This is a genomic window from Shewanella glacialimarina, from assembly GCF_020511155.1.
GTDB classification, from domain to species: Bacteria; Pseudomonadota; Gammaproteobacteria; order Enterobacterales; family Shewanellaceae; genus Shewanella; species Shewanella glacialimarina.
In genome coordinates, this window is the sequence record NZ_CP041216.1 from 375804 (window position 1) to 399606 (window position 23803).

Below are 23803 nucleotides of genomic sequence, written 5' to 3' on the forward strand. Positions count from 1 at the left end.
AAGGGTGAACGAGCAATAGTATTTAAATATGTTTTGATTTTAAATATATTGCTTTATAGCCCTGTAAATGGATAACTCTCGTAAAAGGGGTATTGTATTAAGTAATAACACCCATCACTAAGTGTTACTTCGTGCTTGAAAACCAATCATTTATAGCTATATAAAAAATAGATAAAGCGCCTTATTATATAGCATTTAAATTTCAAGGATGATTAACATGACATGGAAAAACATCAATACAGGCGTTAACGCGCAGTCAGGAGAGACTTTAGCACCCCATAGTTTAATGGGTTTAGATCATCAAATGGCTTTAGAGCATGGCGTGCGCTTGCCACAAAACTTTAATTGTAAAAAAGTTGAATTCACATATCAAGCACTGGTCATGCTGCAAAGCCTTAATGATTATGACCAGAAACAAGTGATTAAAGAAATTGAGTTTATCAGTATACACCCCACAGCAGCGTCTTCTATTAAGCAAAGCCGAAACCCCTTCAGGCATATGCGCCGTACTAATATCCCCTTCCGTAACTATCATTATTTCATCGACTATAAAATAGCCGCTAACGGCCAAGTGCAAGTCACCGATATATTATTTGATAAGCAATTATATGGCAGCAAAGATCGTCATACTGATGAACGTACCATGTTGTATCGAGTAGAAAGGATTGGCGTTGGGGAAAAATATGATGGCGCGAAAACAGATGATGAAATAAAAGTACTGATCAATGAATGGGGGCGCCCAACACCAAGTACACAAGTGAATACTGCCCATGCTGCGGTTAATGGTATGTTAAATGAGTTTGCTAAAGCGCAGTGGTTAATGGGCACCCATTTAGACAGTGCTTATCAAAGCGATAGTATAAAAGCCTATACCTTGTTTCATAATCCCAGTGATAAAGCCGTACGTGATTTATATGAATGTGCTTTTGACAAAGGTCAAAGTAATACTTCGCATAATGCTCAGCACTTGGCGGCGGTGCTAAAACAAAATCAGCAATTAGGCAAAAAGGTCAAGTGGGTCGCCCACAGCCAAGGGGCGATTATATTTTTATCAGCGTTGCAATATTATCGAGTCAATTATCAAGGGCAATTAACGGGTCAAGAGCTAGCGATTCATGGTAGTGGTGCTAATGTGGCCGACTTGCAACAAGTTGCTAAGTTAGTGGGGTTGAAAACTCATCAGCCACGAAATAATCCGTTTGACGTGGTGCCCAATATTGCCGGTAAAAATGATCTGTCAAAAAGTAGTTTTGCGCGGTCGTTAAAATTTGCTAGCGCATTGCTAGGCTCACCTGGTGTAAGTCCGCATACCTTGCCATTTCTCGGGGTGAAAACCTATCACCAGCAGCTAGTGATGCTAGGTGATCATAAACGGGCTGCATATGTTAAAAAATATATAACTAAAGCGGAACAGATGAGCCAACTATTATGAAAAAATTAATCAAAGCGTTAGGGCGAGGCTTTGTTGGTGGAGCAGACTTTACTCAGTTGATTACAGAACGATTTATTTTAGAAGATAAAATTCTTAAAGTCACCATTCCGATAAGTAATGTTGCCGCAAGACAAACTCCTAAAGAAGTCAATTATCCGTATCGTAATAAAAATTGGTTTAGTACACATCAAAGAATATATAGCCATCAGACCTACGTGCATATCTATACACGTGTTTGGGTATATTTACCGATAATTGGTATTTTACCCAGTAGTGAATATGGCATGCTAGGGTGTTCTTTTCATATAAGAAAGGCCCCCAAGGGGGTGAATGCTCTCGATAATAAGGCTTTAGGGCTGTGGCTTAATCAAGAGTATGATGAATATTATAATCACCCGGAGCCTGGAGAGAGAGGAATAGGTTGGAATACTAAATTGAGAAACGAAATGAGTAAGCATAAGACCTTGGATGATGAAACCATGCAGATTCAAACAAATGCATATATAAATGCCAGTGGTTACCCGGCCATTCCTGCAGCAACTATGGTTGATGTTAATAATACACAATGGGTATTCTTTCAATTACTGAAGCCAAATCACCGAAGTCGGACAGATATGTATTGTTTAGGTCTGGATGAAGGCCATTATTTGGTCGTTGATTTCAGCCATCAAGTTGACCGCTCAGACAAGCACAAAAAGTGGCGCAAGGCTGCCAATCAAACCCAACAAAGGGTGATGGAAATGGTGTCATTAACTGATTATGTTGCAGAGGAGCCACAAACGCTACTAACCAATGATACTTCGTCAGCTCCACAAACTTCATTTGGGCAAGAAACGGCATAATGGGTTTATTGAAGAGTTTATGGCGAGGCTTTGTTGGCGGTGCAGACTTTACTCAGCTAGTCACTGAGCGGTTTATTTTAGAAGATAAACTGTTAAAAATAACTATGCCAGTCAGTAATATTGCTACGGAAGAGCCCCCAAAAGAAGTTAATTATCCTTATAGAAGCAACTATTGGTTTGGTCAGAAACAAAAAACTCACACCCATGAAACTTATGTTCATATCTATACTGAGTTGTGGATGTACTTACCTATTATCGGTATTCTACCGAGTAGTGAATATGGTATGCAGGGCTGCACATTTAGAATAAAAAAAAACCCTGATGGTGTTAATGCGCTTGATAATGAGGCTCTAGGAGTTTGGGTGATACAAGAATATGATGAATATTATAATGACCCTATTCCTGGAGATAAAGCTCGAGGTTGCAATACCGAGTTAAGAGCTGAAATGAGTAGACATACAACGCTATCGGATGAGGTGATGGCGGAGCAACTGGAGGCTTATATTAGTGGCAGTGGCTATCCGCCGATTCCTGATGCAACCACGGTACAAATTAATAATACTGAATGGGTATTTTATCAACTGGTCAACCCCCGTTTAAGAAGTAGAAAAGACATGTATTGTTTAGGTTTAGATGAAGGCCATTATTTAGTGGTGCGTTTTAGCCATCGTGTAGACCGTTCTGATAAGCATAAAAAGTGGCGTAAGGCGGCCAATCAAACCCAACAAAGGGTGATGGAAATGGTGTCATTAACGGATTATGTTGCAGAGGACCGACAACTGCTACTAACCAATGATACTTCGTCAGTTGAGTAAGCTTCACCTAGGCAAGAAACGGTATAATGGGTTGATTAAAAAAAATTAAAGTTTGACTAACAAGGTGTAAATCACACCTTGTTAGTATTGTCTTGGGTTTAGCGATTACGTGAGGTACGCAGTACTTCAGGAAGTACTCTGATACGGCGCATCACATTGGCTAAATGTACCCGATCATTGACCGAAATACGCAAATTAATTAAGTACACTCGGCCATCGCGCTCTTCGGTACTCAAGTTATGAATATTTGACCCTGCTGAAGCAATAATCGAGGTGATTTTTGCCAATGCACCTTGATGATTGACAATTTCAACGCGCAAGTTAGCATGATATTCAACCCCTTCAGTATTATCCCAATGGACAGAGATATACTTGTCTGGTTCGCCTTGATAACCACGGATGTTAGAGCAGCTTTCCATATGCACAACCAACCCTTTACCTGGACTGACATGGGCAATAACCGCATCACCAGGTATTGGGCGACAACAATTTGCATAGGTAACTAACATGCCCTCAGCACCACGTATTGGCATGGCATGGCCATCTTTATTGTTGTGTGATTCTAGCTTTTGGCCGAGTAAGCGCTGTGCTATCACTATGCTCATCGCATTGCCCAAACCAATATCGGCTAACAATGAATCTAAGTTAGTATGTTTGGTTTCTTTGATAACTTTTTCGATCAAATCTGCAGGAATACTGTCAAACTTAGTTTCGCCCAATGCATGATTCAATAAGCGGCGTCCAAGTGTGATGGCATTGTCACCCTTTAAACTTTTCAATACTTGACGAATTTTACCGCGAGCTTTACCGGTTACCACAAAGTTAAGCCATGCAGCATTAGGGCGTGCACCTTTTGCAGTAATAATTTCAACCGTTTGACCTGAAATTAACGGTTGGCTTAGTGGGTAAGCTTGGCGATTCACTTTTGCGCCCACGCAGGTATTGCCCACATCGGTATGCACTTCATAGGCGAAGTCGACAGCGGTGGAATTAACCGGCAACTCTAAAATACGGCCTTCAGGAGTGAACACATAAATTTCGTCAGGGAAGAGTTCAGTTTTAACGTTTTCAACAAATTCGAATGAGCTAGACGCACTTTGCTGTAATTCAAGCAAGCTTTGCATCCATTTTCGGGCTCTGACCTGGGTGGTATTTTGCTGGCTAGCATCGGTTTTGTTTTTATACATCCAATGAGCAGCAACCCCTTTATCAGCCATTTGGTCCATTTCTTCGGTGCGTATTTGCACTTCAACTGGCACAGCATGGGGTCCAAATAACGAGGTGTGCAATGATTGATAACCATTGGCTTTAGGTATCGCGATATAATCTTTAAAGCGGCCTGGATGGGGTTTGTATAATCCATGCATGGCGCCGAGAACTCTATAACAGGTGTCAATGCTGTCAACGATGACTCTGAAGGCGTAAATGTCCATTACTTCTTCAAATTGCAGCTCTTTGTTGCACATTTTACGGTAAATGGAGTAAAGATTTTTTTCTCGGCCTTTGACCTTGCCTGCTATACCAGCATCTTCTAATCGCGTTTCAATGGCACCTTCGATACCAATGATTAATTCCTTACGATTTCCTCGTGCAGATTTAACCACTTCTTTGATCACTCGATATCGCATTGGGTAATAGGCTTGAAAGCCTAAATCCTCTAACTCTATTTTGATATTATGAATACCAAGACGGTTGGCGATAGGTGCGTATATTTCAAGGGTTTCGCGGGCAATGCGACGACGTTTATCAGGACGCAGCGCGCCTAAGGTGCGCATGTTATGGGTTCGGTCAGCCAGTTTGATAAGAATAACCCGAATATCTTGGGTCATGGCCATCATCATTTTACGAAAGTTTTCCGCCTGCGCTTCTTTCTTATCGCGAAATTTGATCTTATCTAGCTTTGATACACCTTCGACTAATTCCGCCACATCAACACCAAACAACTCAGCAAGTTCTTCTTTGGTGACAGGGGTGTCTTCGATGGTGTCATGAAGCAGGGCAGCCATTAACGTCTCATAATCAAGACGCATGTCTGCCAGGATGCGCGCAACCGCAACCGGATGGGTAATGTAAGGTTCGCCACTTGTGCGCATTTGCCCTTCATGGGCATCGCGCGCGACCAAATAGGCCTGCTTGAGTAATTCTACTTGCTCCGGCTCTAAATAAGCGGAAGCTGATTCTTTGAGACCTTCAAACAGATACAAGTGGCGCTACTCCTTAAATTACACGACCTTCCGCAATGGCGGCAACAGCAGCTATTTCAGCAGCTTCGCGTTCACGGACAGTTTGACGCTCATCAGCATCTAAAGTATTAGAGGTGACTAAACCTAATTCGATTTCGCGTAAAGCGATAACCGTTGGCTTATCATTCATCTCTTCAACCATTGGATCTTTACCTTGCACAGCGATTTGGCGTGCACGACGCGCTGCAACCAGGATCATATCAAAACGGTTGCCGATTTTATTTACAGCGTCTTCTACAGTTACGCGAGCCATGTGTGGAAACTCCAGTGTTATCTATGGGGAAAAAATGACGCAAAATTGTACACTAAGACAATTAGTTTGCCAATAGATCGACAAGCATATCATTGTGAGTGTGTCTCTGACTAGCACAGGTTAATCTTTGACTGCTAATGATGGCTTTTAAATTGTCCAATGCAGTGTCGAAATTATCATTAATGATCACAAAATCATATTGAGTATAGTGTGACATTTCTGAGACAGCTTGAGCCATACGACTATCAATAACCTCTTGACTATCCTGGCCTCGACCAGTTAAACGGCGTGCAAGCTCGGTTTTTGATGGCGGTAAAATAAATACCCCAACGGCTTCAGGCATGAGCTTTTTAACTTGCTCGCCACCTTGCCAGTCTATATCTAAAAAAACATCTACACCTTTGGCTAAGGTTTGTTCGATAACAGTGCGTGACGTGCCGTAGTAATTACCAAATACTTCAGCCCATTCAAAAAAGGCATTTTCAGCGATTAACGCTTTAAATTGTTCAACTGTGACAAAATGATAGTGTTGACCGTTAACTTCACCTGGTCGTGGTTGGCGAGTGGTATGAGATACAGATACTTGCATATCACTGGGATTATCTTTTAAAAGTGCGGAGATGAGAGACGATTTTCCTGCACCGCTAGGGGCTGACACAATAAAAAGATTTCCAAGAGTACTCATAGTTTTGCTGTTCTCACAATACGGTTAAGAAAGTTTAATATTATAACTCAACAAAAACTGCCTACATAGCCATAAAATCTCTGCTGATTGAGATTGAAATTCAGTACTCTCTTTTTACACAGATTCATACTAAAATACCCCCGCGACCCAAACGGGTTGCCTTGCTTACGATTCAAGGATTTTTCATGCAGTTAAACACGCTTTGGTGTTATCAAGGCCGCGACAATGCCTTCCGCTTTTTGGCCATCATTTTAGCCAGTTTTAGTTTTTTGTTTTTAGTCGGGATAGTTTTTCCGCAAAGCATGATTATTTTATTTGCAGCACTGCTAACAACGACAGTGATTAGCTTGTCTGCGCTCAGACGTTTACATGATGCAGGTAAACCCATTTTTTGGGTGTTACTTGCTGTCTTGCCACACTTATTATTTGTATTGAGTTGTTATTTGTTTTGGCCTTTTGCTGCTATTGCAGGAGTAGGTTTATTAGGTATTGCTTGTAGTGTTTTTATTAGCTTCTTTCCCGCCATTAGTCAAAAAGTGCCTTATGTTGAAGGTTATTATGGCCCTAAAGCACAGGTTAAGTCGGAATTAGGTGGCGTGAGAAAACGCCGTGAACCACAGGTTTTTGGCCAGGCTGCTCGTGCGGATGTTAAACCGATGGCTGCTGAAGTGCATCATGTTGCTGATGATGAGCGGGGGAAAAATGAAGTATCAGATATAGGTGCGCATCATGCCTCATTTGATCATGCAGAAGTTGAGGTTAATGAAACCGAACATACAAACAGCAAACATATCGACATTAATACTACCGACGAACCTTTAGTCGCGCCAATGCGTTTTTCTGCAATTGATCAAGCACCTGAGTCAATGTCTGCTTTTAAGCAATCTTGGCAGGCATCTCATCGTTTTGATGTTGATCGTGATGCGCTTGATACCGGCTCGGTGACTGAGTTAATCAAATCCTGGTTAAATCGCTTAAAGGAGCATCATATTCCAGTGATTCTGGGCGCTAAGGTGTTAGGTGTATTACTGGTATCGGGTTTAATCGTATGGTTGCTAGTCAGTCTTACTAATAGCGGTGACAGTGATGAAAAAGCTATTGCCAAGGTTAACGTTACCCAATCAGAAAAAATCGACAGAGTCAGCGCTAAGTTGCCTGATGGTTTTTGGATAGTCATGCAAGACAGCATATTTATTGTGCGCTGGCTCGGTGATACAGATACGGCAAAAAACCTCTGGCGACTCAATACCGCCCAAGGCGATAAAACCTGTAGTGAGCTCGTTTTTAACGATGGTAGTGAATATAGGCCTATTAGTGTTGATTTAATGAGCGATGAGGCCACTGAAGCGCGTTTTTCACCTTTAGATAACAAATCTATTATTAATCATATTGCAATGCGTGGTAGTTTTAAGCTTTGTGGCTATGACTTTAGCTTAAAGGGCAGTCAAGCTACGTTAATGCAGCATCAAGAGTTTGCTGATTATCTACCGTCAGATTAACTGAATATAATTAATACGATATAACTTAAAAAGAATATGGAGCGTATGAGTGAGTGATTTTATTAGGCAGCAAGTGCTGCCTCATTTTGGTATTGGTTTAGATAAAGTCACCATCTCAACGCTTGGAAATGGACACATCAATCAGACATATTTAGTACGTTGGCCCAAGGGCGAATTTGTTTTACAAAGAATAAATACCGATGTATTTACCCAGCCAAATATACTGATTGAAAATGCATTACATGTAAGTGAACATCTTCAACAGCAAGTAGAACAAGGCTATTATCAATTACAAGTTGTTAAGCCTGTGATCGCGCAAGATAAACAATATGCTATTAATCTTGGCGATGATGGTTATTGGCGGGCGATAACTTACTTGCCCAATAGCCATACTATTGAAGTGGTCACTCACACCGAACAAGCAAAAATGGCGGCCGGTGCCTTTGGTCATTTTGCCGCGGCATTGAGTTCACTAAACCCAGATTGTATTAATGATGTTATTAAAGATTTTTTGAATTTTCCTTTTAGACTACAACAGCTACAGCAAGCGGTCAGTGATGATAAATGCCAGCGCTTGTCAGAATGCCAATATTGGGTTGATTTGGTTTTTAGTCAACATGCGTTATTCGATGAGCTTGAGCAGGTTGAATTGCTATTACCTTTGCGTGTTTGCCATAATGATACCAAAATCAACAATATGCTGTTTGATGAGCGTGATATGTCAAGTATGGCCATTATTGATTTGGATACCTGCATGAAAGGGTATTTGATGTATGACTTTGGTGACATGGTGCGTGCTTTTTGTTCGCCAGAGGAAGAAGATTCCACCGCATTAGATAAGGTTATTGCACGACCAGAGATTATTGCTGCGGCCAGTGAAAGCTACATCAAAGCACTAGAGGGTGTGATCACTCCAATTGAAAAGCGGAGCTTATGGTTAGGTATAAAAGTCATGGCATTGATGTTGGGTAGTCGTTTTTTAGCCGATCATATCAATGGCGATGCTTATTTCAGTATTCATAGACCTAATCATAATTTAGATCGTGCAGCTAACCAGTTAACGATTTTTAAAAGTTTGCTGGGGCAAGAAGCCAAATTAAAACCACTTTTCGAGTAATTATCAGTTAACTCAACATATCAATTAATGGGTGAATGTAATTAATGCATATTTCAAAATATCAGTGGATTTTATTTGATGCCGATGAAACCTTGTTTCATTTCGATGCTTTTGCTGGACTGAAGTTATTATTTTCAAAATATGATGTTGAATTTAGTCATGCAGATTTTGACCATTATCAAAAGGTAAATAAACCTCTTTGGGTTGAATACCAAAATGGGGTCATTGATGCCAAAACGTTACAGACGCAACGATTTGTTGAGTGGGGAATAAAGCTAACCGTTCAGCCTGAGCAGTTAAATCATGGTTTTTTGGCGGCAATGGCCGACATTTGCGAACCTTTACCTGGTGCTAGGACGCTTATTGATGCTTTAGTGGGTAAAGTTAATTTAGGTATTATTACCAATGGCTTTACTCAGCTTCAACAAATACGCCTGCAAAAAACCGGTATGGAAGCGGCATTTTCTCAAGTGATTATTTCTGAGCAAGTGGGAAAAGCGAAACCCGATAAAGCGATATTTGATCATGCTTTTGAACGAATGGGCCATCCTGAAAAGCATCAAGTGTTAATGGTTGGGGACACATTACAGTCAGATATTTTGGGCGGTATTAATGCCGGAATTGACACTTGCTGGTTAAACTCTGCGGATGTAGTGGCTGATAGTAATATTACACCTCACTACCAAGTTGGCTCATTAACCGAATTACATCAACGACTATTACCATAATTAATCGATTCTCATATTCAAACGAACATAAAAAAGCCGTATTAAGTTTTAACTGAATACGGCTTTATCATTTTCATAATTAGCTATTGGAATAAATCTTCCGCAACGCTATCAATAAATGTCTCACCAGAGCTTTGAGTTTCTATCGCATATTCTTTGGGCTCAGTGCCAGCAACAAAATATTCAAATGCGGTTGTGTGATCAGTCTTTCTTGTGAGCTTACCTGTTTCTAAATCAATACGAACAGAGACAATGCCTTTTGGTGGTTCAGCCGATACTTCGGTTGTGCCTTTTAATGCTTTATTCATAAAGTCATTCCAGCCAGGGCCAGCGGTTTTTGCGCCGGCTTCTCCGCCTGATATTTGATCAGGAGCACCGCTAGCCATCCAACTGGCACGCCCTAGTTGACGGCCGTGGTCATCAAATCCTACCCAAAATGTCGAAGTTAACGTAGGGTTAAATCCACTAAACCAAGTGTCACGAGATTCGTTGGTTGTTCCTGTTTTACCTGCAATGTCATGGCGTTTAAGTAACTTAGATGCACGCCACGCAGTACCATTCCAACCAGTACCTTTACTCCAATCTCCGCCGCCCCATATAACACTTTTAAGCGATTCGGTGATCAAAAAGGCAGTTTGCTCTGAAATGACTTGCTTAGCATAGCGGCCATTTTGACGATTACAGACTAATTCAGTATCTGAATTAGCGGCTGATAATTCTTGATTCATTGCAGCAAAAAAATCGCTGCTAGTCTCATCGTTAGATGGCTCGCTAATCGATTGCTCATTTAAACCGGATGAACAAGCTAGAGTAGGAGATGCTTGCTCAATGACATTATCGTATGAATCTGTTACGTGGTCGATAAAGTAAGGTTCAACTAAATAACCGCCATTGGCAAACACGTTAAATGCAGTGGCTACCTGTAAAGGTGTCACCGAAGGTGAGCCGAGTGCTAAAGACTCATTACGCGGTAAATCTTTGGCATCAAAGCCAAATTTAACCAGCTCATCAATAGCATTTGTCAAACCGGCATGTCGAAGTGCGCGCACTGACATGACGTTAATTGATTGTGCTAGACCTACGCGCAATCGGGTCGGACCACCGTATATATCTGGCGAGTTTTTAGGGCGCCAAGCTGTTCCTTGACGCGTGTCAGGCTTATTAATCGGGGCATTATTAATTAAGGTGGCTAAGGTCCAATCTTGTTCAAGGGCTGTTGCATAAATAAATGGCTTAATATTTGAGCCGAGTTGACGCTTGGCTTGGGTCACTCGGTTAAACTGGCTTTTACTAAAACTAAATCCGCCGACAAGTGTGCGAATAGCCCCATCAAATGGGTCTAAACTTACCGTTGCACTGGAAACCTCAGGGATTTGCGATAATTGCCAGAAGCTGCCGTTATTACGCACATAGACTTGCTGTCCCTGCGATAAAATATCAGTAGCAAGCTTAGGCGGTAAACCTTGACGTTTATCTGTGATAAATTTACGTGCCCATTTTAGTCCAGGCCATTCAATGGTTATTTCAGTACCATCGGCAAGCATTACCTTTGCTTGCTGCTCAGCAACAGTCATTACCGCCGCGGGTAAAATACCTTGCATTGGTGGCGTTTGGGCTAACTGTTCAATAATCTCAGTACGCTCAAGTGGCGTTTCTGTCCAGAGTTGCGAAATTGGACCGCGATACCCATGACGTTGATCGTATGCGAATACGTTATCTCGTAATGCATCCTGAGCCATTAACTGTAAATCAGATGAAATAGTGGTGTAAACATTATAGCCATTGGTATAAGCCGCTTCTTCACCGTATTTCTGGATCATGTAATCGCGGGCCATTTCAGAAATGTACGGCGCATATAAGTCAATTTCTGCACCGTGATATCGCGCCGTTAGTGGGGCATTAGTCGCTTCTTGATATTCAGCTTCAGTAATGTTGTTTTTCTCTAACATTCTGCTTAATACCCAGTTACGACGTGCTTTAGCTCTAGCTGGATTGCGGATTGGATTGGCTGCTGATGGTGCTTGCGGCAAGCCTGCAATCATTGCCATTTCTGGTAATAACAACTCATTTAAGTTCTTACCATAATAAACTTGCGCCGCCGCCCCAACACCGTATGCACGGTTTCCTAAAAATGAGCGATTTAAATATAAGGTTAAAATTTCATGTTTGGTGAGGGCTTTTTCAATTTTTAACGCGAGAAAAATTTCTTTTACTTTACGAATATATGTTTTTTCGTTTGATAAGAAAAAGCCTCGAGCAACTTGCTGGGTTATAGTGCTTGCACCTTGGCTTTTTTTGCCTGTAGTAATTAAAATAGTCGCAGCACGAATTATACCGATTGGGTCAATACCTTTATGTTCGAAAAACCTCGCATCTTCGGTATCAAGTACTGCATTGATAAGTTGTTGTGGTACGTCTTCAAACTCAACAGGTACTCGACGTTTCTCACCAAATTGAGAAATGAGTTTTCCGTCACTACTATATATACGCAGTGGTGTTTGTAATTGAACTGTTTTTAGTGAGTTAACATCAGGTAAGTCAGGTAAAACATAAAAATATGCTGCAGCAATAGCACCTACACCAAGTAAAGAGAGACTAAAAAAAGCAATTAGTAATCGTTTAAACCACTTCACGCATGTATTCCAAAAAAGCTTAAATAGGGCGCTAGTATATAAGCCGCAACCATTTTGGTGAAGTAAAAACGTATAAACAAAAAAATTGTGTTTGTACAATATAGAAACATTTTGTACAAATAAGTGTAACGAGATGATTTTGTGCTACTATATTTTAAAACAATAAAAGAATTGTGATGACGGAATATGCTTTCTAAATTATGGAAGCGTCAAGCTCCGCAAATGGTGGGTGTCGATATAGGCTCCCATGAAGTAAAAGCCATATTGCTAAGTAAGACTGCTGATGGATATAAAATTCAAAATTATGCAACTGTGCCAATTAAAAAAGGTGCCGTTGCCGATCATGATATTCGCGATTCTGAAGCCGTATTAGAATCGTTAAGACAAGTGAAACGTTCTTTGCCCAAAGGGGTGAAGTTCGCGTCTGTTGCTGTTTCTGGGTCCGCGGTTATGACCAAAGTGATTTACATGGATGCTTCATTGAGTGAAGAAGAAATGGAAGCACAAATTGAGATCGAAGCAGATAACTTGATCCCCTATTCACTCGATGAAGTCAGTATCGATTTCGAAACACTTAGTCAAAACAGCACCGACCCGACAAAGGTGGATGTTTTACTGAGTGCTTGTCGTACAGAAAATATTGACTCACGTGTTGATGCTTTAGATGCTGTCGAATTAGATGTGAAAGTGGTTGATGTTGAAGGGTATGCGTTAGGTCGCTCAGCTGAGTTGATTTACGCACAACTTCCAGAAGGCGCTAAAGACAAAACCATTGCGATGGTAGATGTCGGTGCTAATATCACTACATTTGCCGTTGTCGATCGCGGTGAAACGACTTTTATTCGTGAGCAAGCATTTGGTGGGGAGCTATTCACTCAGTCTATTTTATCCTTTTATGGTATGTCGCATGCCGAAGCTGAATTAGCTAAAGTGAGTGGCAACTTACCTAGAAACTATATGTTTGAAGTGTTATCCCCATTTCAAACTCAACTGCTGCAGCAAATTAAGCGTACTTTACAGATATATTGCACAGCCAGTGGCCGTGAAAAAGTGGATTACGTAGTTTTATGTGGCGGAACAGGTAGATTAGAAGGTATGGCAACCGTATTAACTAATGAACTTGGCGTTTATGCCATTGTCGCGGATCCTTTTCAAGGCTGTTTGTATGCCGATGAAGCAATTAAATCCCAATTACAGCCATCAATTAATAAGTTCATGGTAGCAAGTGGCTTGGCGCTGAGGAGTTACGCTCAATGGCGAACATAAATTTACTCCCGTGGCGCGAAGAAGCACGGGAAAAACAAAAGCGTGACTTTATTGGTATCCTCGCGCTAGTCTTTCTAGTGACATCATTATTAGTCTATTTGTTTATTAGCTACATTGAATTAGTGACCGATGATCAACGTCAGCGGAATAGCTATTTAATGTCTGAGATTTCCTTATTGGATACTCAGATTGCAGAAATTAGCGAAATAACCAAACGTAAAAAAGATATTGAACGTCGAACTGAAATTATTTTAGCGCTTCAGCAATCTCGTAACTTACCCACTCATGTATTAGATGAGTTGGTTAGGATCGTTCCACCAGGCATTTATTTATCGAGTATTGAGAAAAAAGGCAGCACCCTTTGGATTGAAGGTCGCAGCGAGTCAAATAATAACGTTGCGAATATGATGAGGAAAGTAACAACTTCTGAGTATTTATCGGATCCAAGCATGCAGTCTATTATTTCTCAAAATGAAGAATTACGCCAATTGCAGCGGTTCAAGCTAAAAGTGTCTATTACTAATCAGTTCGGTAATCAAGCCCTTGATATGCAACAAGGAGCGAAAAAATGAATTTAGATTTAGACCAATTTAATGATATTGATTTTGAAAATATTGGTGGCTGGCCTAAGTTAGTCAAGCTCGTTTTTGCAGCGTTCTTATCCATATGCGTTATTGGTGCCAGTTATTACCTGTTTATTGCCGATACCATTTCAGTAATGGAGTCAGAACAAAATAAAGAAATCGAATTAAAAGCTGATTTTGAAACTAAATATCGATTAGCTGCTAATCTAAAGTTATACCGCGAGCAACTTGTTATTATGGAAATGCAATTTGCCGAGTTATTAAAAATGCTGCCTTCTGAAAATGAAATGCCAGGATTACTTGATGATATAACTTTTGCAGCAACTGATGCGGGTTTAAGAATAAACAGTTTAGACTGGGATAATGAAATTGAGCGTGATTTCTATATCGAATTTCCTATTAGATTAAATGTCGAGGGTGATTATCATGAAATAGGCAATATGGTTAGTGGGGTTGCAAAGCTCCCGCGTATTGTTAGTTTGCATGATTTTACTATTACCTACAAAGAAGGCGGTGGTTTGTCTATGGCTATTTTAGCTAAAACCTACCGCTTTAAAGAAGGTGCAGAGTTACCTAAAGAAATTGCTAAGGGGAAGAATTAAATGAAACTCTTACCCGTGTTTATTGGTGTTAGCTTGTTATTAACTGGCTGTATTGGTGACCGCAGTGATTTAGAGTTGTTTGTTACAACCACTAAAGCACAGCATGTTGCCCGTATTCCGCCACTAACAGAAACACCAAAGTTTGAGCATTTTTCATATCAAGCTGAATTAATGCGCAGCCCTTTTGTTCCGCCTTCAAGAGAGTTAACCGAAGAGGTTATTGATACGTCAAAAGACTGTTTACAACCCGACTTGACAAGACGTAAAGGCAGATTGGAAACCTACGCACTAGATAATTTAAGAATGCGTGGTACGTTAAGTGAAGACGATAGTATTTGGGCATTAATTGAATCAGCCGATGCTAATGTTTATCGCATGGGTGTGGGCGAGTATTTAGGGCTTTATCATGGTCGAATTTCAAATGTAACGCCCCAATATATCGAAATTATAGAATTAATTCCTGATGGTTCAGGTTGTTGGGCTGAACGTCCTAGCAACTTAGAATTATCAGGCAAATAACCATGCGAAGGATGAGCGAATAATGAAATCTTCTGCCGCGATGAGAAAATCAATGACGAATTCATCAATAATAAAAACCCTTCTAGGGTCAGTGCTGTTAATTTGTGCCATGCCGAGTGCTTTTGCGGCTAATCGCCTATTGGATGTGAAATATCATTCAATCGTCGATCATCAATTAGAATTAGAACTGGTATTCGAGTCTGAAATTACTTCCCCTACAGTGGATCTTTCAGCCAATCCGGCCGAAATTATTTTAAACTTTGATGACACCATCTCTAGCTTAGCCAAAGATAAATTACCGATAGATAGTGTGGGTGTGAAGCATCTAACAGCACAGCAACGAGCGAGCGATCTTTCAGTTATTGTTGCGCTTAAAAGTGTTAAGCCTTATCAGGGTAAAATTGAGGGTAATACTTATCGTTTGACAATTAACGATGGGGTATCAGGGCCTTCTAGTGCAGATAATCCATTTGTGAACTCGATACAAAGTATTGATTTTAGAAGAAATGCTAAAGGTGGCGGCGAATTATTATTTAATCTCAGTAATCGCTCTGTGGCTGCCAATGTTGAGCAGGTTGGCGCTAAGCTCGAAATTAAATTATATAATACTAATATTGGTGATGACTTATTGTATGTCATGGATGTTCAGGACTTTGCGACTCCAGTCAGTAGTTTTGAAACATTTAAAGAAGACTTAACCTCACGAGTTTTAGTCGATGTGGGTGGCAACTATGAATACAATTACAAGCAAGATGGTAATGTATTTACCGTTAGTATCGATAAGATAGAAAGAGTATCTGTTGCTAAAGAGGCTAAGAAATATAATGGCCGCTCTTTATCATTAAATTTCCAAAATATTTCAGTCAGAACTGTTTTACAAATTATCGCCGATTATAATAATTTTAACCTAGTGACGAGTGACACCGTTGAAGGAAATATTACCCTACGTCTAGATGATGTACCTTGGGATCAGGCATTAGACTTAATTTTGCAAACCAAAGGACTTGATAAACGTATTGAAGGTAATATTTTGATGGTTGCGCCGAGTGAAGAATTGGCTATCCGTGAAAGTAACGACCTTAAAAATAAGCAGGAAGTAAAAGAGTTAGCGCCATTATACTCTGAGTACTTACAGATTAATTATGCTAAGGCGGTAGATATTGCTGAGCTATTAAAAAGCACTGATTCCAGCTTATTATCTACCCGTGGCAGTGTGGCTGTTGATGAACGTACTAACACTTTATTGGTGAAAGATACTGCTGAGATTTTAGAAAGTATTCATCGTTTAATAGAAGTGCTCGATATTCCAATTAAGCAAGTGCTGATTGAAGCACGTATGGTTACTGTTAAAGATGATGTTTCTGAAGACTTAGGTATTCGCTGGGGCATCACAGATCAGCAGGGTACGAAAGGCTCTTCAGGTTCACTTGAAGGTGCGGGAAGCATCGCTGGTGGGCTTGTTCCAAGCTTAGATGATCGCTTAAACGTTAACTTGCCAGCGGCGATTTCGAACCCAACTAGTATTGCCTTCCATGTGGCAAAGTTAGCCGATGGTACCGTGCTTGACCTAGAGTTAAGTGCATTAGAGCAAGAAAACAAAGGCGAAATTATTGCAAGCCCACGTATTACAACCTCAAACCAAAAGGCTGCTTATATTGAGCAAGGTGTTGAGATTCCTTATGTGGAGTCAGCGTCAAGTGGTGCAACATCAGTTACCTTTAAGAAAGCGGTGTTGTCGTTACGTGTGACCCCACAAATTACCCCAGATAACCGTGTAATTTTGGATCTAGAAATCACCCAAGATTCACAGGGTAAAACTGTTCAAACCCCTACAGGTGAGGCTGTGTCTATCGATACGCAGCGCATTGGTACTCAAGTGCTTGTGGATAACGGTGAGACGATTGTATTGGGTGGTATTTACCAACAGAACTTAATTAGCCGTGTGAGCAAGGTGCCAGTTTTAGGTGATATACCTTTAGTTGGCTTCTTATTCAGAAACACATCTGATAAAAACGAACGCCAAGAGCTATTGATTTTCGTGACCCCTAAGATTATTTCTGAAAAGTTATAACATACAATAAAATGATAAAGGCCAGCTAACTCTAAGCTGGCCTTTGCTTTTGACTACATTGTGGACTTTTATTGAATATAATTGCCACCATCACTTGCCAGCAGTAGCCTTAAGCTGAGATAATCCTCCGTCAAGTCTCAGTAGAGCAAGGTAATATTTTAAGCGGTCGGCTGTATCTTTAGTCGATCAGGCATTCTTTTATATAAGATTCAGACGTATACGAAATGGCTGAAAAACGTAATATTTTTCTAGTAGGCCCTATGGGCGCAGGTAAAAGCACAATTGGCCGTCATTTGGCTCAAATGCTGCATTTAGAATTCCACGATTCTGACCACGAGATTGAACAACGTACAGGCGCTGATATCGCTTGGGTGTTCGATGTTGAAGGTGAAGAAGGTTTCCGTCGTCGTGAAGCACAAGTTATTGCCGATCTTTCAGAGAGGCAAGGTATTGTGTTAGCAACTGGTGGTGGCTCGGTTCAGAGTAAAGATATTCGCAATTATCTTTCTGCTCGCGGAATTGTGGTGTATTTAGAGACGACTATCGATAAACAAGTTGCTCGTACGCAACGTGATAAACGTCGTCCATTACTGCAAGTTGATGACCCACGCGAAGTTCTTGAGAACTTAGCAGAATCGCGTAATCCTTTGTACGAAGAGATTGCCGATGTCATCGTAAAGACAGACGAACAAAGTGCGAAAATTGTCGCAAATCAAATAATTGAGCAACTCGGTTTTTAGGTAAAGTAATGCAACAAATTCAGGTCGATTTAGGTGATAGAAGTTATCCTATTTATATAGGCCAGAATTTGATGCATGATAGCGCGCTTTTTAGCCGTTACCTTGCAAACAAGAATATACTCATCGTTAGCAATGACACTATTGCCCCTTTGTACTTATCTACATTGGAACAGGCAATGGTGTCTTGTGCGTCAGTTGAAAAAATCATTCTGCCTGACGGCGAGCAATTCAAAAACCTTGAGCATCTGGATATTATTTTTTCAGCTTTGTTAGAGCGTAACTTTGCTCGTGATTCAGTTCTCGTTGCTTTAGGTGGTGGGGTTATCGGCGACATGACCGGTTTTGCGGCTGCATGTTATCAGCGTGGAATCGATTTTGTTCAAGTGCCGACGACATTATTGTCTCAAGTTGATTCTTCTGTCGGTGGAAAAACGGCTGTAAATCACCCCCTTGGCAAGAATATGATAGGCGCATTTTATCAACCTAAAAGCGTTATCATTGATACCAATTGCTTAAAAACCCTTCCTGCTAATGAATTTTCTGCTGGTATGGCAGAAGTCATCAAATATGGCATTATTTGGGATGGAGAGTTTTTTTCTTGGTTAGAGCAAAATGTCGCCGCGTTAAAAGCGTTAGATACACAGGCGTTGGAATATACCATAGCCAAATGCTGCCAGATTAAAGCTGATGTTGTTACACAAGATGAAACTGAACGCGGAGTTAGGGCGTTACTTAATCTTGGCCATACCTTCGGTCATGCTATAGAAGCTGAAATGGGCTATGGTACTTGGCTGCATGGTGACGCTGTTGCAGCAGGCACAATTCTTGCTGCATTGACTGCGCAAGAACTCGATTTAATAGATGAGTCAATAGTTTGTCGTATTAGAAATTTATTTGTTGCATTTGACCTACCCGTTAATGCTCCTAAGTCGATGGATTTTGATAGTTTTATTAAGCATATGCGGCGTGACAAGAAAGTATTAGCTGGTAAGATCCGATTAATTTTGCCAACTGCTTTAGGTGAGGCAGATGTTTTCAGTGATGTTAGTGAAGACTTACTTGAGCGGGTGATCAACCGCGCATAATTGACGTGTGGTGGATTTTTTGACTTCAGCATTATTATTACTGCCAACCCAAGAAGAGCTCGTTGAGCGACTTCAGCATACCGCCAGCTATAGTGGCCAGTTACTGTTATTATGTGGCCAAAAAGGATCGGGTAAATCTACCTTAAGTGCAGCACTAGCCAGTGAACTTGATGATTATAATTCGGCGCTTGTTCTTTGCCCTCAGCATGCTGCTTCAGCAGAGATCCGACGTAAAATTCTGGTTCAATTAATTTCTTCGCCTATTTTCGACGATGAAATCCCCCTGATGGATACCATTATGCGTATTCAATCAACGTTGACTAAACCCTTACATATCATTATTGATGATGCCCATTTATTGCCAAAAACCTTATGGGCAGAATGCATTCTGCTATCAAAAATTCAATGTGGCGGCTCAAATGTGTCAGTGACTATGGCAATGGATTCCTCTTATCTTTCAAAATTAATGGCTGAGCTATCCAATGACATGCGTCAGTTATTATTGCCTATTACCATTGAGCCATTGCCGATAGCAGAGCGGGATGGTTTATATCAAAGCTTACTAATGAGATCCGGTAGTACCTCTTTTATCGCGAGAGATATTATTCATCGTCAGCTGGAGAATCAATCTGGAACACCCTTTGAAGTCGTTGAGTTATTACAGTTAGCGATAACCGAGCCGAAACAAAATAGCCCTGCTTGGGGGATGAAAATCAAACTAGCCTCGTTGTTAATGCTTGTGACTGTGTTGGTAATAATGGGATACTTTGTTAAAAATGAGCCAAGGTTTAATCGAGTAGAATTAACCCAGCCACAGAAGCAATTGACCGCACTTCAGCAGCAACAACGAGACAGCGCTGAAGCCTTTATCGTATTCTATGGTAAGACATTGATATCATCTATTAAGCCAGCGACAAAAAATAATCAAACTCATCCTCCTTTTGCGATACAGAGCATTAAACTACCTGGTATAGAAAAGGTGAGTCACAATAGGGATACTGCGCTTGAAATAGGCTCGACAGCGCTTAATAACAACGAATCTATCGCAGATGCTAAAAGCTCTGCAGCTGAACCGAAAGCCGCTAGTTCGGATATCGCAAGTGTTGTAAAAGATGTTCGCAAGCCAGTGCTCACAAAGATAAATGATAACAATGATCTACTTAATAAGGGCTATACGCTTCAGTTGGCCAGCGTGATAGATAAGAAGTCATTGGAATCAATAATAACTAAAATCGGTAATAAAGAGTTCGTTTATATCGCTAAACATAATCAGCGATATGTGTTGTTGTTTGGTCAGTATTTTTCTCCACAAGAGGCTCAACAACAGGCTGAGCGGTTACAAGCTGAGTATGGCATAAGTGCTCCTTGGGTGAGAAAGTGGACCGATTTAAGCGAATATAGAATTGAACTGGAAAGTCGATGATAAATAAGTGCAAACAGAGTACAATCTTCAGCTTTAATTTTAGCTGCAAGTAACTCACTTTATGACAAAAAAGCATAGAGCCTTTCTAAAATGGGCGGGTGGAAAATTTAAACTCGTCGATGAATTGTCGAAACATCTACCAAAAGGTCAGCGATTAGTTGAGCCTTTTGTTGGTGCTGGCTCAGTGTTTTTAAATACCCACTTTGACGACTACTTGTTATGCGATATTAATCAAGATTTGATTAATCTTTATGAAATAGTAAAGCAAAAGCCAGACGCTTATATCAAGGCGACCAAAGCATTATTTGTTGCTGAAATGAATAACAAAGAAGCCTATTATCAGATACGTACCGATTTTAATTTAAGCCGTGATCCTTTTACCCGTTCGGTATATTTTTTATATTTAAATCGATTTGGATTCAATGGTTTGTGCAGATATAACCGCAAAGGTGGCTTTAACGTACCTTTCGGCTCATACAAGAAACCTTATTTCCCTGAAGCTGAAATTCGCCATTTTTCAGCCAAAGCCAAACAAGCCACATTTAAATGTATTGGTTATGAAGGTGCATTCGCTTTAGCAAAAGAAGGTGATGTTATTTATTGTGATCCTCCTTATGCTCCATTATCGACCACCGCAAGTTTTACTACCTACGCAGGTCCAGGATTCAGTTTAGATGATCAGGCATTACTTGCCAGACATTCACGTCATACAGCCCATAGACGCAATATTCCTGTGCTGATCAGTAATCATGACATTCCGCTGACCAGAGAGCTTTATCGTGGCGCAAAACTTGCCACAATATCTGTGCAAAGAAATATTAGCCAAAAAGGTGCTTCGCGAATTAAAGTAGATGAAATTATGGCGCTGTATGACCATCACTATTTTGACGATGAAGAAAGCTAGGTTTGAGAGATTAGCTAAGGACTTGCTGTACAATAAAGATTAACGTTAAAACCATCACTATAGCTAAAGCAATGCCCATTAGAATAAAAGGCACAGGTGAAGTTTTTTTAAAATCTCGCTGACGATTACTATCGGTTTGCACCCCAAAAAATGCGGCAATCGTACTGCTAAATATCCGCCAAAAAGACACGGTTAAATTTGCTCAGGCTTATTTGATGCAGGTATATCCGCAAGCGGTTTATCTTTATGACCATATAATAATTCAATTAAGTCGATAAAATGGAACTGACTTGAACGACTATTGCCAGAGATCCAATTTTTCCAACTTACATCATGTTCTTTGGTTGCGCAGCGGTTGACTGGGTGGCTAGAGGGTAAACTTGCATTATAATTTACATCCGTATCACAGGCGCATGCCTGATCAATACTCTGTTTGGCTGACGATGAAAATGCAAAGCTAATTAGCACAACCAAAGTTGAAGTCGTCACCATAGCAGCGATAGATTTTACTGATTTGGTGCTAAGGTACGAAAATAAACGATGTGGACGTAATTCCATGAGGGGATCCTTTCCATTAATTAACGCCAGCATATTGCTGACATTGTACGCTTTTACTTTCAATAAACTTAAACTTAATATTAAATTTTTTTATAAAAAATTTAATACTTAATTAACAATGTGTTAGTTTGCTTGATTTGTATTTAGCTTCTATAGAATTGATAGCTAATTAGTCATGCTATTGCATTGGTACCACAAGCTGAACCTGAAACAGTGCCAACATCTTTGTTATTATACCAAATCCGTATAGTTTATGAACATATACAGCATATTTATTTTTAAAATCAAACTTGTTGCATACCTGCGGCATTTTTTTATCGTTTAACTAGAGGCTTTTCGTCTCAAAGGGTAAACTATTACTTCATTTATTTTGCTGCGAGACCAAGATGCAACCTTATTTAATTGCTCCATCAATCTTATCTGCTGACTTTGCCCGCTTGGGTGACGATGTTAAAGCTGTACTCGATGCGGGTGCAGATGTGGTGCATTTTGATGTAATGGACAATCATTATGTCCCTAATCTGACTATAGGCCCAATGGTTTGTACGGCATTACGTCAATATGGGATCACTGCGGATATTGATGTTCATTTAATGGTTAAACCCGTTGATAGAATAGTGCCTGACTTTGCCAAAGCGGGTGCATCAATTATTACCTTTCATCCAGAAGCGTCTGAGCATGTTGATCGTACCTTACAGTTGATTAAAGAGTCAGGATGTAAAGCGGGTTTAGTGTTTAATCCTGGTACACCATTGCATTACCTAGACCATGTAATGGATAAGCTAGATGTTATTTTGTTGATGTCGGTTAACCCAGGTTTTGGTGGGCAGTCGTTTATTCCGTCAACATTAGATAAATTACGCCAAGTTCGTCAACGTATTGATGCCAGTGGTTTTGATATTCGTTTACAAGTAGATGGCGGTGTTAAGGTTGATAACATTGCTGAAATCGCGGCAGCAGGTGCAGATATGTTTGTAGCGGGTTCGGCTATTTTTAGTCAACCTGATTATAAAACGGTCATCGATGAAATGCGCAGTGAGTTAGCAAAAGTATAATCTATAACGTCAACTTTATTAGCAGTAAATAGTAGCCCAACCATGACAAATTTTGATCAAATACGTGCCATAGCCTTTGATTTAGATGGCACCTTAATTGACAGTGTGCCTGATTTGGCGGCCGCAACCAATGCAACATTACTTGAATTGGCTTTGCCACAAGCAAGTGAAGATCAAGTAAGGGGCTGGGTAGGCAATGGCGCTAAAATGCTTATGCACCGAGCGCTCAGCTTTGCACTGGCTAAAGAGGTTGATGAATCGCTATTATCAGACACTATGCCTAAGTTTATGCATCACTATGGTTTGTTTCTGGAAAAATATAGCCGCTTATATCCTAATGTATTGTCGACGCTAACGGCTTTAAAACAGGCTGGCTATCGTTTGGCTGTGGTAACGAATAAACCCTATCGTTTCACTATTCCGCTACTAGAAGCGTTTGGTTTACGTGATTTTTTTGATCATGTGTTAGGGGGGGATTCATTAGCAAAAATGAAGCCTGATCCATTACCCCTTAATCACCTTTTGCAGCAATGGCAAATTGAACCACAACAGTTGTTGATGATAGGCGACTCTAAGAATGATATCTTAGCAGCTAAATCGGCCAATGTTGCAGTCATAGGGTTAACTTATGGTTATAACTATGGTGAACATATTCGTTTAAGCGAACCGAATGAAGTGTGTGATGACTTTGGCCAAATCGGTCAGTTTTTACTTTCTAAATAATTTTACAACACAGTAATTGGAGCAAC

23 protein-coding genes are annotated in these 23803 nt (G+C 40.4%); 17 read left to right on the top strand and 6 right to left on the bottom strand.

Annotation, left to right across the window (positions count from 1 at the left end; all coding sequences use genetic code 11):
- The first annotated feature begins 217 nt into the window (after positions 1 to 217).
- From FJ709_RS01555 to FJ709_RS01565, 3 genes are read left to right on the top strand one after another with little or no spacing between them, the layout of a single operon-like run.
- Complete coding sequence (locus tag FJ709_RS01555) at positions 218 to 1432, top strand: hypothetical protein (protein WP_226412797.1); 1215 nt, start codon at positions 218 to 220, stop codon at positions 1430 to 1432.
- Entirely contained in the window at positions 1429 to 2274 is an 846-nt protein-coding gene (locus FJ709_RS01560) for a hypothetical protein (RefSeq protein ID WP_226412799.1), read from the top strand. Before FJ709_RS01555 ends, FJ709_RS01560 begins: the two co-directional genes overlap by 4 nt.
- Positions 2274 to 3089, top strand: coding sequence for a hypothetical protein (locus FJ709_RS01565; RefSeq protein ID WP_226412800.1), 816 nt, complete (start codon positions 2274 to 2276; stop codon positions 3087 to 3089). The genes FJ709_RS01560 and FJ709_RS01565 overlap by 1 nt, the downstream gene beginning before the upstream one ends.
- A 98-nt stretch (positions 3090 to 3187) precedes the next feature.
- Here FJ709_RS01565 and spoT read toward each other — a convergent pair whose 3' ends face one another.
- The 3 genes from spoT to gmk form a co-directional block, all read right to left on the bottom strand.
- Positions 3188 to 5293: a bifunctional GTP diphosphokinase/guanosine-3',5'-bis pyrophosphate 3'-pyrophosphohydrolase gene (gene spoT, locus FJ709_RS01570; RefSeq protein WP_226412802.1), complete on the bottom strand. Its 2106-nt coding sequence runs from the start codon at positions 5291 to 5293 to the stop codon at positions 3188 to 3190.
- Between the two features lie 13 nt (positions 5294 to 5306).
- Entirely contained in the window at positions 5307 to 5585 is a 279-nt protein-coding gene (gene rpoZ / locus FJ709_RS01575) for a DNA-directed RNA polymerase subunit omega (protein ID WP_188735731.1), read from the bottom strand.
- Between the two features lie 61 nt (positions 5586 to 5646).
- Positions 5647 to 6270 carry a guanylate kinase gene (gene gmk / locus FJ709_RS01580; RefSeq protein WP_226412804.1) on the bottom strand — a complete coding sequence of 208 codons (624 nt, stop codon included), beginning with the start codon at positions 6268 to 6270 and terminating at the stop codon, positions 5647 to 5649.
- Between the two features lie 185 nt (positions 6271 to 6455).
- On the opposite strand from gmk, the gene FJ709_RS01585 reads away from it, so the two are divergent.
- The 3 genes from FJ709_RS01585 to yjjG are packed head-to-tail and all read left to right on the top strand — an operon-like array spanning position 6456 to position 9614.
- Positions 6456 to 7769, top strand: a complete 1314-nt coding sequence (locus tag FJ709_RS01585) for a DUF805 domain-containing protein (RefSeq protein WP_226412806.1) — start codon at positions 6456 to 6458, stop codon at positions 7767 to 7769.
- Positions 7770 to 7818: 49 nt separating this feature from the next.
- On the top strand, positions 7819 to 8886 hold the full coding sequence (locus FJ709_RS01590) for an aminoglycoside phosphotransferase family protein (protein ID WP_226412808.1): 1068 nt from the start codon (positions 7819 to 7821) through the stop codon (positions 8884 to 8886).
- Between the two features lie 44 nt (positions 8887 to 8930).
- Positions 8931 to 9614: a pyrimidine 5'-nucleotidase gene (gene yjjG, locus FJ709_RS01595; RefSeq protein ID WP_226412810.1), complete on the top strand. Its 684-nt coding sequence runs from the start codon at positions 8931 to 8933 to the stop codon at positions 9612 to 9614.
- A gap of 83 nt (positions 9615 to 9697) precedes the next feature.
- Here yjjG and FJ709_RS01600 read toward each other — a convergent pair whose 3' ends face one another.
- A complete protein-coding gene (locus tag FJ709_RS01600) occupies positions 9698 to 12247 on the bottom strand; it encodes a penicillin-binding protein 1A (RefSeq protein WP_226412812.1) in 2550 nt (849 codons plus the stop codon).
- 186 nt (positions 12248 to 12433) lie between these two features.
- On the opposite strand from FJ709_RS01600, the gene FJ709_RS01605 reads away from it, so the two are divergent.
- From FJ709_RS01605 to FJ709_RS01645, 9 genes are all read left to right on the top strand, one after another.
- Positions 12434 to 13513, top strand: coding sequence for a pilus assembly protein PilM (locus FJ709_RS01605; RefSeq protein WP_226412814.1), 1080 nt, complete (start codon positions 12434 to 12436; stop codon positions 13511 to 13513).
- Positions 13501 to 14085: a PilN domain-containing protein gene (locus FJ709_RS01610; RefSeq protein ID WP_226412816.1), complete on the top strand. Its 585-nt coding sequence runs from the start codon at positions 13501 to 13503 to the stop codon at positions 14083 to 14085. The genes FJ709_RS01605 and FJ709_RS01610 overlap by 13 nt, the downstream gene beginning before the upstream one ends.
- The gene (gene pilO / locus FJ709_RS01615) at positions 14082 to 14699 is read left to right on the top strand and encodes a type IV pilus inner membrane component PilO (protein WP_226412818.1); all 618 of its coding nucleotides are present in this window, start codon (positions 14082 to 14084) and stop codon (positions 14697 to 14699) included. The genes FJ709_RS01610 and pilO overlap by 4 nt, the downstream gene beginning before the upstream one ends.
- A complete protein-coding gene (locus tag FJ709_RS01620) occupies positions 14700 to 15218 on the top strand; it encodes a pilus assembly protein PilP (RefSeq protein ID WP_226412820.1) in 519 nt (172 codons plus the stop codon).
- Between the two features lie 52 nt (positions 15219 to 15270).
- On the top strand, positions 15271 to 17289 hold the full coding sequence (locus tag FJ709_RS01625; protein WP_404830033.1) for a type IV pilus secretin PilQ: 2019 nt from the start codon (positions 15271 to 15273) through the stop codon (positions 17287 to 17289).
- 224 nt (positions 17290 to 17513) lie between these two features.
- Positions 17514 to 18029 (top strand): shikimate kinase AroK, encoded by a 516-nt coding sequence (aroK, locus tag FJ709_RS01630; RefSeq protein WP_188842299.1) that lies wholly within the window; start codon positions 17514 to 17516, stop codon positions 18027 to 18029.
- Between the two features lie 8 nt (positions 18030 to 18037).
- Positions 18038 to 19114 carry a 3-dehydroquinate synthase gene (gene aroB / locus FJ709_RS01635; RefSeq protein WP_226412824.1) on the top strand — a complete coding sequence of 359 codons (1077 nt, stop codon included), beginning with the start codon at positions 18038 to 18040 and terminating at the stop codon, positions 19112 to 19114.
- Between the two features lie 19 nt (positions 19115 to 19133).
- The gene (locus FJ709_RS01640; RefSeq protein WP_226412826.1) at positions 19134 to 20537 is read left to right on the top strand and encodes an AAA family ATPase; all 1404 of its coding nucleotides are present in this window, start codon (positions 19134 to 19136) and stop codon (positions 20535 to 20537) included.
- Between the two features lie 61 nt (positions 20538 to 20598).
- Positions 20599 to 21441 (top strand): Dam family site-specific DNA-(adenine-N6)-methyltransferase, encoded by an 843-nt coding sequence (locus tag FJ709_RS01645; protein ID WP_226412828.1) that lies wholly within the window; start codon positions 20599 to 20601, stop codon positions 21439 to 21441.
- Positions 21442 to 21451: 10 nt separating this feature from the next.
- Here FJ709_RS01645 and FJ709_RS01650 read toward each other — a convergent pair whose 3' ends face one another.
- Positions 21452 to 21631 (bottom strand): DUF2970 domain-containing protein, encoded by a 180-nt coding sequence (locus tag FJ709_RS01650; RefSeq protein WP_226412830.1) that lies wholly within the window; start codon positions 21629 to 21631, stop codon positions 21452 to 21454.
- 2 nt (positions 21632 to 21633) lie between these two features.
- Positions 21634 to 21999 carry a hypothetical protein gene (locus tag FJ709_RS01655; RefSeq protein ID WP_226412832.1) on the bottom strand — a complete coding sequence of 122 codons (366 nt, stop codon included), beginning with the start codon at positions 21997 to 21999 and terminating at the stop codon, positions 21634 to 21636.
- A gap of 386 nt (positions 22000 to 22385) precedes the next feature.
- Between FJ709_RS01655 and rpe the strand changes: the two genes are divergently transcribed.
- On the top strand, positions 22386 to 23054 hold the full coding sequence (gene rpe / locus FJ709_RS01660; protein ID WP_226412835.1) for a ribulose-phosphate 3-epimerase: 669 nt from the start codon (positions 22386 to 22388) through the stop codon (positions 23052 to 23054).
- A 42-nt stretch (positions 23055 to 23096) separates the two neighbouring features.
- On the top strand, positions 23097 to 23777 hold the full coding sequence (locus FJ709_RS01665) for a phosphoglycolate phosphatase (RefSeq protein ID WP_226412837.1): 681 nt from the start codon (positions 23097 to 23099) through the stop codon (positions 23775 to 23777).
- Positions 23778 to 23803 lie beyond the last annotated feature (26 nt).

What these genes read in the sequence shown, in the direction of transcription:
- FJ709_RS01565 (WP_226412800.1), top strand. Translation starts at nt 2,274, where the DNA reads ATGGGTTTATTGAAGAGTTTATGGCGAGGCTTTGTTGGCGGTGCAGAC.
- aroB (WP_226412824.1), top strand. Translation starts at nt 18,038, where the DNA reads ATGCAACAAATTCAGGTCGATTTAGGTGATAGAAGTTATCCTATTTAT.
- FJ709_RS01555 (WP_226412797.1), top strand. Translation starts at nt 218, where the DNA reads ATGACATGGAAAAACATCAATACAGGCGTTAACGCGCAGTCAGGAGAG.
- FJ709_RS01645 (WP_226412828.1), top strand. Translation starts at nt 20,599, where the DNA reads ATGACAAAAAAGCATAGAGCCTTTCTAAAATGGGCGGGTGGAAAATTT.
- FJ709_RS01605 (WP_226412814.1), top strand. Translation starts at nt 12,434, where the DNA reads ATGCTTTCTAAATTATGGAAGCGTCAAGCTCCGCAAATGGTGGGTGTC.
- FJ709_RS01585 (WP_226412806.1), top strand. Translation starts at nt 6,456, where the DNA reads ATGCAGTTAAACACGCTTTGGTGTTATCAAGGCCGCGACAATGCCTTC.
- pilO (WP_226412818.1), top strand. Translation starts at nt 14,082, where the DNA reads ATGAATTTAGATTTAGACCAATTTAATGATATTGATTTTGAAAATATT.
- FJ709_RS01625 (WP_404830033.1), top strand. Translation starts at nt 15,271, where the DNA reads ATGACGAATTCATCAATAATAAAAACCCTTCTAGGGTCAGTGCTGTTA.
- FJ709_RS01665 (WP_226412837.1), top strand. Translation starts at nt 23,097, where the DNA reads ATGACAAATTTTGATCAAATACGTGCCATAGCCTTTGATTTAGATGGC.
- FJ709_RS01560 (WP_226412799.1), top strand. Translation starts at nt 1,429, where the DNA reads ATGAAAAAATTAATCAAAGCGTTAGGGCGAGGCTTTGTTGGTGGAGCA.
- yjjG (WP_226412810.1), top strand. Translation starts at nt 8,931, where the DNA reads ATGCATATTTCAAAATATCAGTGGATTTTATTTGATGCCGATGAAACC.
- FJ709_RS01655 (WP_226412832.1), bottom strand. Translation starts at nt 21,999, where the DNA reads ATGGAATTACGTCCACATCGTTTATTTTCGTACCTTAGCACCAAATCA.
- FJ709_RS01610 (WP_226412816.1), top strand. Translation starts at nt 13,501, where the DNA reads ATGGCGAACATAAATTTACTCCCGTGGCGCGAAGAAGCACGGGAAAAA.
- gmk (WP_226412804.1), bottom strand. Translation starts at nt 6,270, where the DNA reads ATGAGTACTCTTGGAAATCTTTTTATTGTGTCAGCCCCTAGCGGTGCA.
- aroK (WP_188842299.1), top strand. Translation starts at nt 17,514, where the DNA reads ATGGCTGAAAAACGTAATATTTTTCTAGTAGGCCCTATGGGCGCAGGT.
- rpoZ (WP_188735731.1), bottom strand. Translation starts at nt 5,585, where the DNA reads ATGGCTCGCGTAACTGTAGAAGACGCTGTAAATAAAATCGGCAACCGT.
- FJ709_RS01620 (WP_226412820.1), top strand. Translation starts at nt 14,700, where the DNA reads ATGAAACTCTTACCCGTGTTTATTGGTGTTAGCTTGTTATTAACTGGC.
- rpe (WP_226412835.1), top strand. Translation starts at nt 22,386, where the DNA reads ATGCAACCTTATTTAATTGCTCCATCAATCTTATCTGCTGACTTTGCC.